Here is a 16764-nt window from a genome sequence, read left to right as displayed (position 1 = left end):
CTCTGTGGACACGGGTGGAGACGCGCCACCGGGCAAGGCAGACTAAGCCTATGGCTCGCGAATTACCCACTGGAACAGGCGTAGTTGTTGCCGCCCAAACGCTCGGCTCAACGGTACGCAAAACCCCACTCGAACTCTCGCTTCGGCTCTCGGGGATTCGCCGCCAGCCGGTTCTGCTCAAGCGCGAGGATATGCAGGTGGGGCGCTCGTACAAGGTGCGCGGCGCCTACAACGTGATCTCGGGGCTTACTCCCGAGGAACGCACGGCGGGAGTGGTGTGCGCGTCGGCCGGAAATCACGCGCAGGGCGTTGCCTTCGCGTGCCGGCAGCTCAAGATCCACGGGAAGGTATTCCTGCCCTCCACCACTCCGCGCCAGAAGCGCTCCCGCATCCGAGATATCGGCGGGCCGTGGATCGAGCAGGTGATTGGCGGTGCCACGTTCGATGAGGCATCCTCCGCCGCTATCGAGTACGCCCGCGAAAACGGCGCCACCTACGTTCATCCCTTCGATGATCCGCGCACGATCGCGGGCCAGGGAACCGTAGTCAAGGAAATCTTCGAGCAGGCCAGCGAAAAGCCGACAACCGTAGTGGTGCCCGTGGGCGGTGGCGGCCTGCTCTCCGGCACGGCCGCATGGCTGCGCGAGTTCCACCCTGACGTGAGGATTATTGGCGTTGAGCCGGAGGGGGCAGCTTCGATGCAGGCGGCCTTGGCTGCTGGTGGCCCGGTCACCCTCGAATCGGTCGACGGCTTTGCAGACGGCACCGCCGTGGCCCGGGTTGGGGAAGTCACGTACGAAGTTGCACGTGATCTGGTGGACGAAATCATCACCGTCCCAGAAGGAGCGATCTGCACGGAAATGCTGGACCTCTATCAGGTGGAGGGCATCATCGCCGAACCGTCGGGGGCCCTCGCAAGCGCGGCCGTGGCCCGTTTCCTCCCGGACCTACCCGAGGGCCCGATCGCTTGCATCGTGTCCGGCGGAAACAACGACGTCTCCCGCTACGACGATATCGTTGAGCGCTCGCTCGTTTACGAAGGGCTGCGCCACTACTTCCTAGTCACCTTCCCGCAGGAACCGGGGGCACTGCGCCACTTCCTGGATCGCGTGCTGGGTGAAGGCGATGACATCGTGCTGTTCGAGTACACCAAGAAGAACAACCGCGAAACCGGCCCCGCACTGGTGGGCATCGAGATCGACGACCGCTCGCACCTGGCCGGCCTACTGGACCGCATGGCCGATTCGCCACTCAACATCGAAAAGTTGGAGCCCAACTCCCCCGCCTTCTCGTTCTTGTTGTAGATACTTTAAGGCGACGACGACGGGTTGTTACCCCCTCACCTCCGTTTCTGGTTTACAGTTGATTTCCATGAAGATTACTCACGCTATTGCGAGCACTTACATGCGGTTCTCTAGGTGGACTTTCGTACATGAAGAGATACCGCAGAAGGCCGTGGTGATTGGGGCGCCCCATACCTCTAACTGGGATGGATTCCTCATGGCAATGGCGTTCTGGAAGGTTGGGCGGCCGTTCAAGTTCCTCATGAAGGACAACTTCCTCAAGGTGCCGGTTCTTGGACGGTTGTTTGTGGCCATTGGTGGAATTGCGACCAATAGGCGAGAGCACACGGGACTCGTGGGATCGATGGTTCACGCCGCCGAAACGCAGGATACGTTCACGCTGATCATCGCGCCCGAGGGAACGCGCTCCAAGAAGGACTACTGGAAGTCCGGCTTCTACCGAATCGCACTGGAAACGGGACTGCCCGTACAGCTGGGCTTCATCGACCGTAGGAATAAGACGTACGGCTGGCGCGGCCATATCTGGCTCACCGGCGATGTTGAGGCGGACATGGACAGACTCCGCGCCTTCTACGACGGCATGCAGGGGTATCACCCCGGTAACGGAACTGTCGCGCGTTTGCGTGCGGAGGACGATCCGGCGGCCCGCGAGTGGCTACTTGAAGGCATCGATCTGTAGCAAGAAGTTTACGAAAAACAGCAGACGAAACCCCCGCGGAGCGGTACGCTATGCACAAACACAAGGGGGTCCTGTGAATACCAACACATCAACACCGCAATCAGAGCCCAACCTAGCCAATTCCGACCCTAAGCTCGCTGAGCTGTCACAGCGGGCGGTTGAGGCTGGTCAAGCACTCCACAACTACGTCACCGGGCAGGATGCCACGCCAATTCCCGCCCTTAACTTCTCCGGTATGTCCTTCCAGCTTGCCGCGAATGACATTTCTGCGCTCGGCCACCCCATCCGCCTGCAGATCTGCCAGCTCACTGCCAACGAACCCGTGTCCGTTAAAGACCTTGTGGACAGGCTCGGGATGGGCACCACCGGGCAGGTGTATCACCACCTGCGCACGCTGCTCGATTTCGAGTGGGTAGAGAATGCTGGGCGGTCCAGCTATCGCCTCAATCCGGCCCGCGTCGATGCTCTGGCTCTCATCTTGAGCGTTATCAAGCGCTAGGCGCGTACTGCCTTAATCAGCTGCTCAATCATCGCTGGCCCTCCCGTTCGTAGCCCGTCGTGGTGATAGGCGTTAGAAATGAGCGGCTTGAGGCCACGGATTTGTTCGGCGGTGGTGTGGGATAGCGAGTAGGGGACGAAAACATCGTCGATATACATCCACGCGGCGGCCGGAACCGTGTTCTCCGCGAGCGCGGCGGAGGAATAGAGTTCGGGCCAACGCTGCTCGAAAGCTAGGATCTCCGCGGCCTCTTTTAGGGGCGAAAGCGCGGGATCCTGCTCTGTTTGCCACGGATAGACGTGCTCTCCTGTGAAGCGGAAACCCATCCCTTGCTTGCGGAGATCCACTTCTCCGGAGGCGCCCGCACTGGGGGCGGGCAGTGTAAACTCGGGGAACTCGGAACGGACGCGCTGGGCACTCCATGCCGTTGGACCAGTCGAGCGCTGGGCGTAGATGGATTCGTGGATCAGGCCGTAGAGCGGGTTGTCCGCGAAGGAGACTAGCTGACCCACTCGCGAGAGGAACTGCGGGCGGAGGCGGCGCTGGCCTCCCACGCTCCACACCGGGTCCTCCAGCATGAAGTGCAACTGCTCCAGCCCGTAGGAATAACCGAGTACGATGCCAATCTCCCGGAATCGGGCCGGAGTGAGCCGTTCGCCCGTGGGCAGGAACTCTTCCACGTCCGCGAGGTGCGAGGCCACGTACCACGCGGTGTCTTCATCACCCGGGTAACGGCCGAAGAACTGCTTGTTCCGCTTAGCCATCTCCCGATACGTCAGCCGGTACACTTCATCGGCATGCTCCGTGAGGGAGGGGAGGCCCGCCGTAATGTAGGCCTCGCTCAGGCCCTCGGGGGCTTGGGACAAGTAGCAAGTGACCGTGAAACCGCCGAAGCTTTGGCCGAGCGCCGCCCACGGTTCATCGCCCTGAAGCTCGTGGCGCAGGGCTTCTGCATCGCGCACGATCGAATCTTGGCGGAAACAGGAGAGATAGGCCGCCTGGGCCTCGGGCGCACGCACCTCGGCGAGCGCTTGAGCGTCCACCGGATGCGAGTTGCCAGTGCCGCGCTCATCGATGAGGACCACCCGGAAGTGCTCAAGCGCCGCATCTAACCACGAGCCAATCGGGGCCATGCGTGGGCCAGCAGAGCCCGGACCTCCCTGAAAGAAGACAAGGCGCGGATCAGCCTCATGGCCGTCGCGCACGTACTCTCTGGCAAACACGTTGATACGATCCGGAATCATCCGCGATGTTTGCTCAGGTGAGAGAAGCGAGATCACACTGAAATAATCGAGCGGGACACTGAGCCAGTGCTCGTACATCGTGTGCCCGTCAATGCGATACGTTGCAGTGTCCATATATTCAAGGCTACTCCGCTTCGCGCTGGGCGAGGACACTAGGACTTGTGGCCCTTTCGCGGCAGACTAGACACATGAGCACAATTACTACACTGTCCAACGGAACGAAGATCCCGAACATCGGGCTGGGCCTCTGGCAGGTCCCAGAAGACGAAGTCCAGAAGAACGTTGAGGACGCCCTCGAAATTGGCTACCGTCACTTCGATGGCGCCGCCGCCTACGGTAACGAAGAGGGATTCGGCGCGGCGATTCGTGCCACTGCAATCTCACGCGACGAACTGTTCGTCACCACCAAACTAGCCAATCCCGATCAGGGCTACAATCAGGCCCTCACGGCATTCGACGCCTCGATGGAGCGTCTGGGCCTAGATTACGTGGATCTGTACCTCATCCACTGGCCACTGCCAGCCCGCGGCCTCTTCACCGAAACGTGGAAGGCGTTCGAGGAGATCTACACCTCCGGACGCGCCAAGGCCATCGGTATCTCGAACTTCATGCCCAGCGCCATTAGCACTCTTCTAGATTCCGCGGCTATCGCCCCCATGGTCAACCAGTTCGAGGCCCATCCCACTCTCCAACAGCGCGATTACGAGAAGGCAAGCAGGGAGGCCGGCATGGCCGTGGAGGCTTACTCCCCCATCGGTCACGGAGCCGATCTGTCCAACCCTGTTGTTCAGGAGATCGCGAGCGCCCGCGATGCCAGCCCCGCACAGGTCATTCTGGCGTGGCACATGGCTCAAGGCCGTATCGTCATCCCGAAGTCTCGCCATACCGAGCGTATGAAGGAAAACCTTGCGGCTACCGAGCTGGAGCTGAGCGAGGAGGAGCTTGCACGCATCGACGGCCTCGAAACCGGCGAGCGTCAGAACGCTGATCCCGCGGAGAAGAACAACTAGTCAGAGAGTGGGCGCCCTGTACACCATTGCAGTGAGCCGCCTAGCATCATAGTGGGCGAGCCGCGATTCGGCGCGCGTCCTATGGACCTATCAAGGAGAAAAATGGTCAACTTCGCGTATACAGTAGCCGGCTCGGAAGCCACGGGCGGTGCGGGTTTTCAGGTGGATTTGAAGACCTTCCAGCAGCTCGGGGTATACGGCATGGGAACGCTTACGTGCATCGTGTCCTTTGACCCAAACGACAACTGGAATCACCGCTTTGTCCCCGTTGATCCCCAGGTGATCTCGGATCAGATGGAGGCAGCGCTGACCGCTCAGGACGTGGATACCGTCAAGATCGGTATGCTCGGCCACCCGGATACGATCACGGCCGTTGCCAAGGGGCTCCGCTCTCAAGAGTGGACAAACGTTGTTCTTGATCCTGTACTTATCTGCAAAGGCCAAGAGCCCGGCGCGGCCCTAGATACGGACAACGCACTTCGCGAGCAAATCCTGCCACTAGCCACAGTTGCCACCCCGAACTACTTCGAGGCGTGCACACTTTCGGGCATGGAGAAGTTAGAGACCGTTCAAGACCTGGCGGAGGCCGGCGAGCGTATCTCGAAGCTCGGCCCCAAGTACGTTCTGGTCAAGGGCGGCATCGACTTCCCGGGTGAAGAAGCCGTTGACGTGTTGTGGGACGGCGAATCGGCCACTGCATACTCCGCCCCTAAGATCGGCCAGCACCGCGTCTCTGGCGCCGGCTGCACGTTGGCTGCGGCCATCACTGCCGAGCTTGCGAAAGGCGCCGATATCCACGACGCCGTGCGCGTTGCCAAGGACATGGTGACCGAGGGCATCCGTGCACGCGTGAGCGCGCACACCCCGTTCGATACGGTGTGGCAGGGAGCCTACACGCCAGAGAAGCCGGCAGGTTCGGTCATTAGCGCGAAGTAGTTTTTCAAGCCAAGCTGAGCGGGAGTAAGCGTTGCTTGCTCCCGCTAGTTGGCCACCTGCGCGAACTTTGAGAAGTGGCCTTGGAACGCGAGCTCGACACTGCCGGTGGGGCCCGATCGCTGCTTGCCAACGATAACCTCGGCAAGCCCGGCACGCTCAGAATCTTGGTTGTACATATCGTCGCGGTGGATCAGTAGAACCACGTCCGCGTCCTGTTCCAGCGAACCCGATTCACGAAGATCGGAGACCATGGGCTTCTTATCGTTGCGGCGCTCCGGGTCACGATTAAGCTGGGCAACCGCCACGATTGGCACCTCAAGCTCCTTTGCCAGCAGCTTGATGGACCTAGAAAACTCAGATACCTCCTGCTGGCGCGATTCCACGGAGCGTGCACCGGAGGTGAGGAGCTGCAGGTAGTCGATCACGATAAGTTGGATATCGTACTGCTGCTTCATGCGGCGGCTCTTTGCGCGGATCTCCCCCATCGTGAGGTTTGGGGAATCGTCCACGAGGAACGTGGCCTTCGATATGCGGTCTAGGGTAACGGCGATTCGCTGCCAATCCTCGGTGTCCATGTCTCCCTTAATCATGCGGTCAAGGAACACGCGTGATTCCGCGGCCAACAGGCGCATCGAGAGCTCGTTTTTGCTCATCTCTAGGGAGAAGTATGCGGAGGGCATGCCGTGGCGGATGGATGCTGAGCGGCAGAAGTCCATCGCAAGCGTAGATTTTCCGGCACCGGGGCGCGCGGCAACGATAACCATTTGACCTGGACGTAAGCCGTTCAACTTGGCGTCGAGTTCGTCGAAGCCCGTGGGTATTCCCTGAAGCCCATCACCTTGATTCTCGTTAGCCTCAAGTTCATCGTAGAGCCCCGGGATAATCTCCTCGAGGGTGGCGTAATCGTTCTTCTCGCGCTTCTCGCTGACCGCATACACCTCGGACTGGGCCATATTGACCAGGCTCTCGGCGTCCGCGCCGTCCGTGGTGTAACCGAGCTGGACGATGCGCGTACCGGCTTCAACTAGGCCACGGAGCTGTGCCTGCTCGCGGACAATCTGGGCGTAGTAGCCCGCGTTGGCAGCTGTGGGCACGGCGGAGACCAACGTGTGCAGGTAGGGAAGGCCACCGATGCGGTCTAGCTCGCCGATACGCTTGAGCTCAGCACCCACCGTCACGGCATCTGCCGGTTCACCCCGGCCAAACAGATCAACGATCACGTTATGAATGGTCGTGTGGGCCGGACGGTAGTAGTCCGAAGCCAAGATGATCTCGATGACGTCCGCGATGGCGTCCTTAGAGAGCATCATCCCGCCAAGAACAGACATCTCCGCGTCAATGTTCTGAGGGGGCGTGCGCTCAAACGACGATCCCGCCATTGCGCCTTCGCTAACCGATGCCATAGACACTCTCCTACTCTTTGCCGTACCCATCCTAACGGCTAGCTCCACCACATATTTCTCCGGGAAAAATAGCTAGTCATGATACCAATGCGGAACTCAAAGGCAAATTGTTCGAACAGCCGTTTTGTGGATACACGCCGTGAAGTTTGTGGGTAACTTCGGTGAATCTGTGTGTAAACCAGCCACTTTATCCACATTTTTGCGCCACATTGTTCACAACTGGGGATAACTTTTGCCTTTTTGGCGGATTTCCGTCCCCAGACTTATCCACAGTTGGGGATTAACTACCCGCATCTTTCAGTGGAAAAACTCATTCAATCAATAACCTGAGTCCTCAACCTGTGATTGAAGTATCCGGGACTCGGAGGTGTAAACGGACTAGGCTAATTGGGTGTCAGATCACCGCCACATTGACCGAGAAATCCGCCGTCTAGCACTACCGTCGCTAGGCTCTCTCTTAGCCGAACCGCTTTTAGTGGCCGTGGACTCCGTCATGGTTGGCCATCTTGGCACCGTCCCGCTCGCTGGGCTCTCTCTTGCCTCCACAGTCCTCACCACGTTGGTCGGACTATGCATCTTTCTGGCTTATGCAACAACCGGTGCAACCGCGCGACTCTTCGGCGCCGGAAAGCCAAAGGAAGCCTACCGGCAGGGTATCGACGGCATGTGGCTGGCCGTTGGTCTCGGAGTCCTCCTCATGGTTATCCTCAGCATCTGGGCACGGCCAATACTTGGCATCTTCGGGCCCGAGGCCGACGTCCTAGAAGAGGCGGCGCGCTACCTGCGATCGTCCGCATTCGGCCTTCCCGGCATGCTGCTCGTTCTCGCAGCAACCGGAACGCTCCGAGGAGTGGGAGATACCAAGACTCCCCTGTACGCTGCCACAGTTGGGGCGCTAGCCAACATTCCTCTGAACTACGTCCTGATCTACCCGGCCGGATTAGGCATCTTCGGCGCGGGCCTTGGAACTGCTCTGGCGCAGACGGGCATGGGTATCTGGCTAGCCTCGATCGTGATCAGATCCGGGAGGGAGGCCGGCACAGCCGTGTTACCTTCGGGCGCAGGCGTGCTCCGCTCACTGCGGGATGCCGGTCCCCTCATCATCCGGACGGTATGCCTACGCGCAGCCATCCTGCTTCAGATTGCCGCGGCCACCGGGCTGGGAACGGAGGCACTCGCCTCTAATCAGGTCACAATGACCATGTGGAACTTCGCCTCGTACGGCCTCGACGCACTGGCAACCTCGGCACAGATCCTCGTGGGGCAAGGCCTTGGATCATCTGACAAGAACCGCGTGAAGGCCGTGCTAGGGCGATGCCTCAACAGAGGCGTAGCGTACGGGTCCGTACTGGGAGTGGCACTTGCCTCACTGAGCTGGCTCCTTCCCAAATTCATGAGCCCCGACCCGGCCGTCCAAAACCTAGCTACCCACTCCCTGTGGATCACATCCCTCGCACTGCCCATCGCCTCCGTGGCCTACATGCTTGATGGAGTGCTCATCGGTGCCGGAGATACCGGCAAACTCGCCAAGTACATGCTTCTCTCGCTCGCCGCCTTCACTCCGGCAGCCCTAGCAATCATGACCTGGGGGAGCGGACAGCCCGGATTGCTACTCCTATGGGCCGCCTATGCGATCCTCTTCATGGCAATGCGCGGCGGCACGATGCTATGGCGTGTACGCGGCGATGAGTGGATGCGACTGGGGCATTACCGCTAGATCGCGAGGCATACGTCGTCGTCGTTCCACTTACAATTCCCTTCCTTGCGGGATATGGTGGAAGGACCATCAACATCGAACAAGGAAGTTTCTGATGAAGGCAGTACAGTATCGCGAAATTGGTGGCCGGCCGGAAGTTGTGGAGATCGACGATCCCACTCCGGGGCCAGGACAAGTTCTCCTCAAGATGACGGCCGCAGGGTTGTGTCATTCGGACATCGCCGTGATGTCGTGGACCAAGGAGCAGTACCGCGGGGAGCTACCCCTCACCCTCGGGCACGAATGCGTGGGCACCATCATCGATGCGAGCGCTGGCTCACGCGAGTTGATAACCATGGGTGAGAAAGTTCTGGTTTACGGGCCGTGGGGATGCGGCCGTTGCCGCCAGTGCGCGCAAGGATACGAAAACTATTGTTATAACGCAGGCAAGTTCGGGATCTTCCCACCGGGGCTCGGCCGGGCTGGTGGCCTTGCCGAATATATGCTCGTGGACCGTGCACGGTACCTCGTGCCCATCGGGGACTTGGACCCGATCACGGCGGCGCCGCTTACGGACGCGGGCCTGACGCCCTACCACGCCGTCATGCACTCGCTACCCAAGCTCAAGGCACACTCCACCGCCGTGGTGTTTGGCGTTGGCGGGCTCGGCCACGTTGCCATCCAGCTCCTCAAGCACCTCACTCCCTCCACGGTCATCGCGTTGGACGTCTCGGAGAAGAACCTTGAACTGGCCCGCAAAGTCGGGGCCGATTACGTATTCAAGTCCGATCAGGACGCGGTCAAGAGCGTCAAGGACCTGACAGAGGGCCTTGGGGCCGAAGTTGTCTTTGACTTCGTGGGAATTCAGGCCACCGCGGACCTTGGGGCACAGATGACACGCGTGCGCGGAGATTGGAACCTAGTGGGCATCGGCGGCGGCGTAGCCAAGGTTGGATTTGGGTTACTTCCCTACGAGTGTCAAGTGTTCTCCCCATACTGGGGCACGCGCGCGGACCTTTACGACGTCGTGGATCTGGCCCGTAAGGGAATCATCAACATTCATACTGAAAAGTACGCGCTTGATGATGCGCCGGAGGCCTACAGGCGCCTGGAGGCCGGAGCGATCGTTGGCAGGGCCGTCATTGATCCGACACTCAAGGAGTCTGTGTTGGAGTAGGCCGAGCTCGGGCCGAGAAATTTGGTGCTCAAGGGGGGAGTTGAACCCCCACGCCCTTTCGGGCACACGGACCTGAACCGTGCGCGTCTGCCTATTCCGCCACTTGAGCAAGTGCGTTCATCGCATAACGATTAGTGCAGTAAGAGCTTAGCTGGGCGGTGCGCCGATTTCAAAGCCGGATCGGTGTGCACCCCGTCTCTAAACGGGCGGCGGCCCGGCTCTGGACTCAGGATGGGTGGTGAGAGCCCCGTTTCCGCTTTCAGGGTGACCTTAAATACCTAGTTTAGAGGTCACTCCCAAGATCTACGTGGCACTGTCACCAAAACTGGAGGCAGCAAGAAGGGCCCGCCAGCCCCGAAAGCGAGGTGGCGGGCCCTTCATGCTAGGTAATTGCCTACTCCTTGGAAGTAGAGGCAGCGGCGGCCGCAGCCTCAGTCTTCTTCGCGCGGAGAGGACCGAAGCCCACACCGCCCAGAATAACGCCCACAACGATTGCGCCGATTCCCACGTACATAGCGATGGTGCCGAGCAGCCACCAGCCGTAGGCGTTCAGCAGCATGCCGCGAAGGGTGTCACCCATGAAAAGGGAATCGCGGAGGGAATCAAGTGCCTGGAACTCCTCGTTGGTGGCCTTCTCCTCGTCCGAGAGTTCGGCGGCCATGGCGTTGTACTCGCCGGAGACTTCCTGATAGCCCTTGCCGTCCGAGGAAGCCATCATGTGCTCCCAGATGTAGTTGTTGGCGAAGGCCTCGGCCTGCGGCCCGGTGGTCATCGGCTCATCGATGTAGGGGCGCAGCTTGTCCTGTGATGCCTGATCCTCGAGGGCGTTAACGCCGTCTTCGCTAGGCATGGTCAGGTTTTCCTGCTTGAGCTGATCGGTAACATAGCCATGTGCGAAGTTGCCACCAAAGATCGCAGCGATACCCACGATAATGAGTACAACTGAGAATACTCGTGCGAGCACACCGTAAACGGTCTTTTGCATTTATTCTCCACTTTGTATGAGGGAGCTCCCACAAATCAGGAGCTCGATGATGTTATAGAAGGCGTTGAAGCGCCGGTTTTCGTAGAACTCAGAGCCGCAATCCCGCCAAGGTTTCGGACCCTCAGCTTGCTTCTTCAAGCCTGCGCAAAAAGACTAATTCAAATTACAACTAAGTCCCATACTGAAACTCAAACTACTTTTGAATGAGTCAAGTTTACATACAGCGCTTCGGCCATTTGCGCCTGTGACCAAGTACCTAGAATAGGGTCCGCTAACCTAACTCCGATGTCACGTTGACCACATGATATTAACCGCGGCCGGACCTAGCCGCAAGCCATGCGCGAACACACTCGATGGGTAACTTGCCACGTTGGGATGCCACAAGTGGGCCGGACATCGTAAGGTAAACAGGTGGGCAATAGGACCAGTGTGTCCACATCCACGCACGAGGTAGCGTGGGCTGGAGATGAAAGAGGTGTCATGGGCGCGTTCGATAAGCTGGAGAAGGGCGTGGGCAACGTTGTTGCCGGGGCTTTCTCGCGGTTTCGTTCCGAACTCAAGCCGATTGAGATCGCATCGGCACTCAAGAAGGCGCTGGACGAACACGCGGCGGCAATGAGCCGCGAGCGCACGGTCAGCCCTAATTACTTCACGATTTCATTGAGCCCATCGGACCGCAAGAGCGTGACAGAATGGGGCGAGGCCGCCCTGATCGAGGAATTCACCCAAACTGTGACGGATTACGCAACAGAGCAGGATTACGCATTCCTCGGTCCCATCCGCATGAGGTTCAAAGAGGACCAAGAGCTGAAGGCAGGTACGGTCAAAGTGGAAGCTTCAACGAGGCGCGGCGCGGTTGCACCAGCAACTTCAAACGCAGCATCGGCCGAACACCCGATTATCGAAATAGGAATCAACCGCTACCTCTTGACGGGTCCAGTCACGGTGATTGGCCGGGGCTCAGATTGCGACATCACGGTGGATGATACGGGCGCCTCTAGGCACCATCTAGAGCTACGCGTTACCCCGCAGGGCGTCATCGCAACAGATCTTGGTTCCACCAACGGATCCTTTGTAGAAGGCCACCGGATCAGTGCCGCAACGCTGGTTGACGGAAATACCCTAACGATTGGCCGCACACACATTATGTTCTGGAACTCCCCGGAGAACGCATGAGCACCCTCGCGGTCACTCTCCTGAGGCTGGGCTTCCTCCTCCTTCTCTGGGCTTTCGTCATGGCGCTGGTTCTGACACTGCGCAAAGACGTGTACGGAACCACGATTCGTGAGCGCAAGCCTTCGCGCAGATCGGCTCCGGCCCCTCACCCCCAACCCGCTTCTCCCGCTCGGCCCGCAACACCAGCACCGCGCCGTTCCCTAGCCTTGGCAGTCACGGCCGGCCCGCTAGCCGGAACAACGATTCCGCTCTCTGGGGCTCCACTGGTGATCGGGCGAGCTGCCGATAGCGCCCTCGTTCTGGATGACTCGTATAGTTCCTCACGCCACGCACGCATCTATCAGGATGGCGGCCAGTGGTGGGTTGAGGACCTCAATTCCACCAACGGTACATATGTATCCGGCCAGCGCATTTCCACCCCACAGCAGCTTCAGCCCGGGGTGCCGGTTGTCGTGGGCAAGACAACCATGGAGCTTCGTTCATGAGTGCACAGCTGCATTTTGCAGCCTTTTCGGACATCGGATTGATCCGCTCCTCCAATCAGGACAGCGGCTATGCTTCGCCGAACCTCCTAGTTTTGGCAGACGGGATGGGTGGCGCCGCGGCTGGAGACATCGCCTCCAGTGTTACGGTGGGCCATTTGGCTTCGATCGACGACGACGTCTATGCCGCAGATGACCTCCTTCCAGTTTTACGCCGCGCCATTGAGGATTCACATGATGACCTCATGGATCGATCTGAAGAAGATCCTGAGCTAGCTGGCCTCGGTACCACGTGCATCGCCATCCTGCGCTCAGGCAACAAGCTTGCGATGGTCCACATTGGCGATTCCCGCGCCTACCTCTTGCGCGATGAGAGACTTACCCAAGTCACGCACGATCACACCTTGGTTCAATACCTTGTGGACCACGGGCAGATTACCTCGGAGCAGGCGGAAAACCACCCGAAGCGCAATGTCATCATGCGCGCTCTGGGCGATACGCCGAATGAGGTGGAGCTTGACGAATCCGTGCGAGAGGCCGTTCCCGGAGACCGGTGGCTTCTGTGCTCGGACGGCCTCTTTGGCGTGGTGTCAAAGGAAACGATTGCCCGCACACTGACCGAATACCACGATCTCAACGAATGCGGCGAGCACCTTATTGAACTCGCGCTAGCGGCCGGCGCCCCTGACAACGTCACCGCGGTGTTGGCCGATGTAGTCAGCGATATGGATTCTGGGGAAATCCCCCTGAGTCAGCAGCCCATCATCGTGGGGGCGGCGGCGCTCAATAGGTCCCGCCCAACACGCGGAGGTGGCTCCGCGGCCGCAGCGGCGGCCGCGCTGGCAGCCCCAACCGCCTCGAACACAGATGGCCCTGATGAGGACGATGAACCGGAAAAGCCACCGCGCCGGATCGTTGCAAAGCTCTCTGCGTTACTTGGCATTCTGATCCTCGTGTGCGGTGGCGTTTTCTTGGGCTATCGATGGAGTCAAACGCAGTACTACGTGTATACGGCCGGCGGCCAGGTTGCGATCTATCAAGGCATTCCACAAACGATCGGACCGCTTCACCTCTCCCACGTCTACGAGACAACGGATATCGAGCTATCTGAACTCCAGCCGGTGGCTCAGGATCGCCTCAACACGGCAATTACTCGGTCCAGCCTAGAGGGTGCGCAGGCCGTCGTGGCTAACTTGGAGCTGCTCCCAGAGAGGCCCGAACCAACCCCAGAGCCCTCCGCAAGCTCTGACAAAGGAGGGGAATGAGTGTAGTGACCTCGGCCCCTGCTCGTAAGGGCCGCCTCCCTGAACTCCTCTTGCTGGTGCTGGCACTGGCCACGGGGTTGCTTGCCTACTTCCTTGTCCATATCGGTACAGGTGGAACGGGGCTGCCCGATCGATTCCCTATGATCGCCGGTATCTCGGCGGCTGTTGTTCTCGTGGCGCATCTGGCGATTCGGTGGACCGCTCCCTACGCAGACCCGATTCTCTTCCCGTCCGCTCTGCTGCTCAACGGACTCGGCCTTGCCATGATTTATCGGATCGATGTGGCAGATGAAACCAACGCCGTCAAGAGCCAGCTTCAGCTCACGGCCGTCAGTATCGTGCTCATGATGGTCACGGTGCTGGTGCTGCGAAACCACCGGATCCTACGCAACTACATGTGGGTTTCGCTCGTCGCAGGAATCCTTCTGCTCCTTTTGCCACTTGTACCGGGACTAGGGCGTGCCGTGTACGGCGCTCGCATCTGGATCAGCATAGCGGGCTTCTCCTTCCAGCCCGCCGAGCTAGCCAAGATCTTCTTCGCCGTTTTCTTTGCCGCATATCTGGCTCAAGAACGCGATAACCTCTCCCTTGCTGGGCCCAAGATTCTGGGTATGCGTTTTCCGAAGCTGCGGCACTTCCTCCCGATTCTGCTCGCATGGGGCCTGTCCATGGGCGTACTGGCCTTCCAGAAGGATTTCGGGACTGCCCTCCTTTTCTTCGGAATGTTTGTAGCCCTTCTCTATGTGGCGACGGAGCGAATTTCCTGGTTGGTGATTGGCGGGGTGCTTGCTGCTGGCGGCATCTTCGCGATCGTCCAAATGGTTCCTCATATTCAGGCCCGCTTCGTCGTGTGGCTCCGCGCATTGGACCCCGACGTTTACGATGCCCAGTATGGCTCCTACCAGTTGGTTCAGGGTCTCTTCGGAATGGCCTCGGGGGGCCTATTCGGGACCGGCTTCGGCGAGGGCTACCCCTCCAAGTCCTTCGCGGCGAACTCCGATTTCATCATCGCGTCTTTCGGCGAAGAGATCGGGCTGACGGGCCTATTGGCCCTGCTAGCCGTTTACCTCATCATCGTGATGCGCGGGATCCGGACGGCAGTTCACCTACGCGACGGCTTCGGCAAGCTTCTGGCAACCGGCCTTTCGTTCACGATTGCTCTGCAGTGCTTCATCGTTGTTGGCGGAGTAACTCGTCTCATCCCATTGACCGGCCTAGCAATGCCATTCCTCGCTCATGGCGGTTCGGCGCTACTCACGAACTGGATTGTGATCGGGTTGCTCTTGCGGATGTCTGACGCCTCCCGCCGGCCCGCAAACACCGATCCCCTTCCTCCGAAGGAGATGCTGGAAGGTATCGATGAGGCATCACCTGACGAAGAGGGCCCCGTTGAGCCCGAGGAAACCGAGTCTGATTCCCAGCTCACAGAGGTGGTGAGGATCAAGTGAACCGTCCCGTCCGTCGGCTCTCAATACTCATGCTGGTCATGTTCGTCGCGCTCATGGCCTCCGCAACCTCTATCCAATACTTCCAATCCTCAAGTCTGAACGCAGATTCGCGAAACGTGCGGACCCTCTACCGGGAGTTCGGAACGGATCGTGGACCTATCATCGTGAGCGGCGAATCGATCGCCACCTCCGAGCCCGTAGATACGCCTTATAAGTTCCAGCGCACCTATCGCAGCGATGGCGCCTATTCGAACGTCACTGGATACTTCTCCACCACGTTCAACTCCATGACCGGTATCGAGAAGGCCCAGAACGGGGTTCTGGGCGGATCCGATTCCTCGTTGGCTGGCCAACGCCTGCAGGAACTCGTGACGGGCCGGCAGCCTCAAGGTGGAGCCGTTGAGCTCACTCTGGACAATACGGTGCAAGAAGCGGCCATCAGCGCAATGGCCGGGCGCAAGGGCGCCGTTGTGGCCATCGAACCCAGCACAGGCAAGATCCTCGCTCAGGTTTCCCTTCCCACCTACGATGCCAACTCGATCGCCACTCAGGATTCGGCCGCGGCCCAAGAGGCGTGGACGTCACTGAACGAGGACGAGGATAAGCCCCTTGTGGACCGCACGTCCCGCGGCGATCAGTACGCCCCAGGATCCACGTTCAAGATGCTCACCGCGGTGGCCATGCTCGAGAATGATCCGGATATGACTCCGGATACCCTCGTGGAGGCTCCGACCAGCTGGAGCCCGCCGGGTACCAGTCATGAGATCTACAATCCTGGACAGATCGCCTGTGGTGATGGTTCCGGTGAAGCGACGCTGCGCCAAACGTTCATTCAGTCCTGTAACACCGCCTACGCAATTGGCGGCGTTGATGTGGGTGCGGACAATATGATCGATCAGGCGAACAAGTTTGGGTTCGGGGAGAATTTTGAGACGCCACTTCTCGTGACTGCCTCCCGGTTCCCGGAGCCTGCGAACGATGCCGAGCTGGCCATGGATTCGTTTGGCCAGCAGGATATCCGGGTTACTCCGATGCAGATGGCGATGATCACCTCGGCTATCGCAAACGATGGCGAGCTCATGACCCCATACCTTGTAAACCGGACGCTAACGGCCGATCTTGAAGAGGTTTCTACCACGAAACCAAACAAGTACGGCGATACGATGAGCGAGCAGACCGCGGCCTACATGCAGGAGATGATGGTCGAGGATGTAAAATCGGGTACCGGCCACCGGGCGGCCATTGACGGCGTCGAGGTTGCAGGAAAGACGGGCACCGCGGAGATTGCCTCCGGAGTGCTGCCACACGCATGGTTCGCGGCGTTTGCTCCCGCAGACGATCCACAAATTGCCGTAGTAGTTCTTCTAGAGAACGATCCGGGTGACGGTGGCACTTCCGCCGCTCCTGTGGCACGCGAGATTATTCAGGCAAAGCTCGGGCAGTAGGATGAGCATACTTAG

The 16764-nt window shown here is 59.5% G+C and carries 15 protein-coding genes and 1 tRNA gene; 12 read left to right on the top strand and 4 right to left on the bottom strand.

The annotated features are described in order from the left end of the window. Positions 1–50: 50 nt before the first annotated feature. The 3 genes from ilvA (at position 51) to DD236_RS00500 (ending at position 2482) form a co-directional block, all read left to right on the top strand. Entirely contained in the window at positions 51–1304 is a 1254-nt protein-coding gene (ilvA, locus tag DD236_RS00510) for a threonine ammonia-lyase IlvA (protein WP_109092434.1), read from the top strand. Between the two features lie 67 nt (positions 1305–1371). Next, complete coding sequence (locus tag DD236_RS00505) at positions 1372–1983, top strand: 1-acyl-sn-glycerol-3-phosphate acyltransferase (RefSeq protein ID WP_109092433.1); 612 nt, start codon at positions 1372–1374, stop codon at positions 1981–1983. A gap of 73 nt (positions 1984–2056) precedes the next feature. Further along, positions 2057–2482, top strand: a complete 426-nt coding sequence (locus DD236_RS00500; RefSeq protein WP_109092432.1) for an ArsR/SmtB family transcription factor — start codon at positions 2057–2059, stop codon at positions 2480–2482. On the opposite strand, the gene DD236_RS00495 is transcribed toward DD236_RS00500, so the two are convergent. Continuing rightward, positions 2479–3840 (bottom strand): alpha/beta fold hydrolase, encoded by a 1362-nt coding sequence (locus DD236_RS00495; RefSeq protein WP_109092431.1) that lies wholly within the window; start codon positions 3838–3840, stop codon positions 2479–2481. The two genes, DD236_RS00500 and DD236_RS00495, sit on opposite strands and share 4 nt — an antisense overlap. A gap of 74 nt (positions 3841–3914) precedes the next feature. On the opposite strand from DD236_RS00495, the gene DD236_RS00490 reads away from it, so the two are divergent. Both DD236_RS00490 and thiD read left to right on the top strand, forming a co-directional pair. Next, on the top strand, positions 3915–4736 hold the full coding sequence (locus DD236_RS00490) for an aldo/keto reductase (protein ID WP_109092430.1): 822 nt from the start codon (positions 3915–3917) through the stop codon (positions 4734–4736). 102 nt (positions 4737–4838) lie between these two features. Then, positions 4839–5672 (top strand): bifunctional hydroxymethylpyrimidine kinase/phosphomethylpyrimidine kinase, encoded by an 834-nt coding sequence (thiD, locus tag DD236_RS00485; protein ID WP_109092429.1) that lies wholly within the window; start codon positions 4839–4841, stop codon positions 5670–5672. Between the two features lie 44 nt (positions 5673–5716). Here the strand turns inward: thiD and dnaB are convergent, their stop codons facing one another. Further along, positions 5717–7075, bottom strand: a complete 1359-nt coding sequence (gene dnaB / locus DD236_RS00480) for a replicative DNA helicase (RefSeq protein WP_109092428.1) — start codon at positions 7073–7075, stop codon at positions 5717–5719. Between the two features lie 391 nt (positions 7076–7466). On the opposite strand from dnaB, the gene DD236_RS00475 reads away from it, so the two are divergent. Both DD236_RS00475 and DD236_RS00470 read left to right on the top strand, forming a co-directional pair. Further along, positions 7467–8792: an MATE family efflux transporter gene (locus DD236_RS00475; protein ID WP_109092427.1), complete on the top strand. Its 1326-nt coding sequence runs from the start codon at positions 7467–7469 to the stop codon at positions 8790–8792. Between the two features lie 94 nt (positions 8793–8886). After that, entirely contained in the window at positions 8887–9948 is a 1062-nt protein-coding gene (locus tag DD236_RS00470) for an NAD(P)-dependent alcohol dehydrogenase (protein ID WP_109092426.1), read from the top strand. A 22-nt stretch (positions 9949–9970) separates the two neighbouring features. Here DD236_RS00470 and DD236_RS00465 read toward each other — a convergent pair. Both DD236_RS00465 and DD236_RS00460 read right to left on the bottom strand, forming a co-directional pair. After that, positions 9971–10057 (bottom strand) — tRNA-Leu (locus tag DD236_RS00465). 285 nt (positions 10058–10342) lie between these two features. Further along, positions 10343–10933 (bottom strand): hypothetical protein, encoded by a 591-nt coding sequence (locus DD236_RS00460; protein WP_109092425.1) that lies wholly within the window; start codon positions 10931–10933, stop codon positions 10343–10345. A gap of 480 nt (positions 10934–11413) precedes the next feature. On the opposite strand from DD236_RS00460, the gene DD236_RS00455 reads away from it, so the two are divergent. Genes DD236_RS00455 through DD236_RS00435 form a run of 5 tightly spaced genes read left to right on the top strand, consistent with a single transcriptional unit; the run spans position 11414 to position 16749 of the window. Next, the gene (locus DD236_RS00455) at positions 11414–12109 is read left to right on the top strand and encodes an FhaA domain-containing protein (protein WP_109092424.1); all 696 of its coding nucleotides are present in this window, start codon (positions 11414–11416) and stop codon (positions 12107–12109) included. Then, complete coding sequence (locus tag DD236_RS00450; RefSeq protein ID WP_109092423.1) at positions 12106–12594, top strand: FHA domain-containing protein FhaB/FipA; 489 nt, start codon at positions 12106–12108, stop codon at positions 12592–12594. The genes DD236_RS00455 and DD236_RS00450 overlap by 4 nt, the downstream gene beginning before the upstream one ends. After that, a complete protein-coding gene (locus DD236_RS00445) occupies positions 12591–13856 on the top strand; it encodes a Stp1/IreP family PP2C-type Ser/Thr phosphatase (RefSeq protein WP_109092422.1) in 1266 nt (421 codons plus the stop codon). The genes DD236_RS00450 and DD236_RS00445 overlap by 4 nt, the downstream gene beginning before the upstream one ends. Further along, entirely contained in the window at positions 13853–15304 is a 1452-nt protein-coding gene (locus tag DD236_RS00440) for an FtsW/RodA/SpoVE family cell cycle protein (RefSeq protein WP_109092421.1), read from the top strand. Before DD236_RS00445 ends, DD236_RS00440 begins: the two co-directional genes overlap by 4 nt. Beyond that, positions 15301–16749, top strand: coding sequence for a peptidoglycan D,D-transpeptidase FtsI family protein (locus DD236_RS00435; protein ID WP_109092420.1), 1449 nt, complete (start codon positions 15301–15303; stop codon positions 16747–16749). Before DD236_RS00440 ends, DD236_RS00435 begins: the two co-directional genes overlap by 4 nt. Positions 16750–16764: the final 15 nt, after the last annotated feature.

The organism is Ancrocorticia populi, assembly GCF_003123745.1.
GTDB classification, from domain to species: Bacteria; Actinomycetota; Actinomycetes; order Actinomycetales; family Actinomycetaceae; genus Ancrocorticia; species Ancrocorticia populi.
Note: the sequence above shows the minus strand (reverse complement) of the source record. Positions and strands in the feature narration are given on the sequence as shown.

What these genes read in the sequence shown, in the direction of transcription:
- DD236_RS00505 (WP_109092433.1), top strand. Translation starts at nt 1,372, where the DNA reads ATGAAGATTACTCACGCTATTGCGAGCACTTACATGCGGTTCTCTAGG.
- DD236_RS00445 (WP_109092422.1), top strand. Translation starts at nt 12,591, where the DNA reads ATGAGTGCACAGCTGCATTTTGCAGCCTTTTCGGACATCGGATTGATC.
- DD236_RS00450 (WP_109092423.1), top strand. Translation starts at nt 12,106, where the DNA reads ATGAGCACCCTCGCGGTCACTCTCCTGAGGCTGGGCTTCCTCCTCCTT.
- DD236_RS00490 (WP_109092430.1), top strand. Translation starts at nt 3,915, where the DNA reads ATGAGCACAATTACTACACTGTCCAACGGAACGAAGATCCCGAACATC.
- dnaB (WP_109092428.1), bottom strand. Translation starts at nt 7,075, where the DNA reads ATGGCATCGGTTAGCGAAGGCGCAATGGCGGGATCGTCGTTTGAGCGC.
- ilvA (WP_109092434.1), top strand. Translation starts at nt 51, where the DNA reads ATGGCTCGCGAATTACCCACTGGAACAGGCGTAGTTGTTGCCGCCCAA.
- DD236_RS00455 (WP_109092424.1), top strand. Translation starts at nt 11,414, where the DNA reads ATGGGCGCGTTCGATAAGCTGGAGAAGGGCGTGGGCAACGTTGTTGCC.
- thiD (WP_109092429.1), top strand. Translation starts at nt 4,839, where the DNA reads ATGGTCAACTTCGCGTATACAGTAGCCGGCTCGGAAGCCACGGGCGGT.
- DD236_RS00470 (WP_109092426.1), top strand. Translation starts at nt 8,887, where the DNA reads ATGAAGGCAGTACAGTATCGCGAAATTGGTGGCCGGCCGGAAGTTGTG.
- DD236_RS00460 (WP_109092425.1), bottom strand. Translation starts at nt 10,933, where the DNA reads ATGCAAAAGACCGTTTACGGTGTGCTCGCACGAGTATTCTCAGTTGTA.
- DD236_RS00495 (WP_109092431.1), bottom strand. Translation starts at nt 3,840, where the DNA reads ATGGACACTGCAACGTATCGCATTGACGGGCACACGATGTACGAGCAC.
- DD236_RS00440 (WP_109092421.1), top strand. Translation starts at nt 13,853, where the DNA reads ATGAGTGTAGTGACCTCGGCCCCTGCTCGTAAGGGCCGCCTCCCTGAA.